Raw genomic sequence first — 665 nt, forward strand, 5'->3', positions numbered from 1 at the left:
GATATAGAGTATGCAGGGGAAATGAAAGTAAACGGAGCCACATTTAGATAATTCACAGCGAGAGCAAGTGTTCATGAGTCTAAGTGAAACGGTTTATCCTTGCGATGAAGAAGAAGAGAAAGAAGCATTAAACTGTGATAATGATTTTATTACAGGCAAAAAAAACGGGCATACATGCCCGCTAGATAATTTTAAAGCCTTAAGAACGTAATCCATCACGCCAGAACCATTACACAAAAAGTATAGCATACCTTAAACATTTTGCAATATGGTKCTCTGTTTTATTTGTAACCCCCCTCTATGATGGGCTTGACTAATGAAAGACGTACTTTGTTTCTATGGATAGCTTCTTGCGGTAGGCTTATGAAGCCGTATTGGTTGAGTGCCTCTTTATGGTTCTCCGACAAAGTCAGTTCAATGAAAAACTGCTCATCTTCAGTAAAGTTTTTACGGTGCGGAGGCAAATCAATATACATGTAATACACGTTGGCTAATGGGTAGCGTCCAGACARGATAGTTTCTTTGTTTACATCATAAGTCATCCCTTGATTATCAATAATCGACAACCACTTTGTTTCTTCTATCTGGTCTGAATAAACTGCATAACCAATGGAAGCCGATTCTGACTCTATTTTTTCGACTAACTCCCCAGTAGTACCGAGAAA

Annotated in this window: 1 protein-coding gene and 1 pseudogene; one reads left to right on the forward strand and one right to left on the reverse strand. The window is 38.5% G+C overall.

Features of this window, described 5'->3' with window-relative positions; genetic code table 11:
- The first annotated feature begins 73 nt into the window (after positions 1 to 73).
- The gene (locus L4C33_RS22700) at positions 74 to 211 is read left to right on the forward strand and encodes a hypothetical protein (protein ID WP_428814607.1); all 138 of its coding nucleotides are present in this window, start codon (positions 74 to 76) and stop codon (positions 209 to 211) included.
- A 70-nt stretch (positions 212 to 281) separates the two neighbouring features.
- Here the strand turns inward: L4C33_RS22700 and L4C33_RS22705 are convergent.
- A pseudogene (locus tag L4C33_RS22705) lies at positions 282 to 665 on the reverse strand (PstS family phosphate ABC transporter substrate-binding protein); the annotation flags it as partial.

It is taken from the genome of Vibrio makurazakiensis (assembly GCF_050337375.1).
GTDB classification, from domain to species: domain Bacteria; phylum Pseudomonadota; class Gammaproteobacteria; order Enterobacterales; family Vibrionaceae; genus Vibrio; species Vibrio makurazakiensis.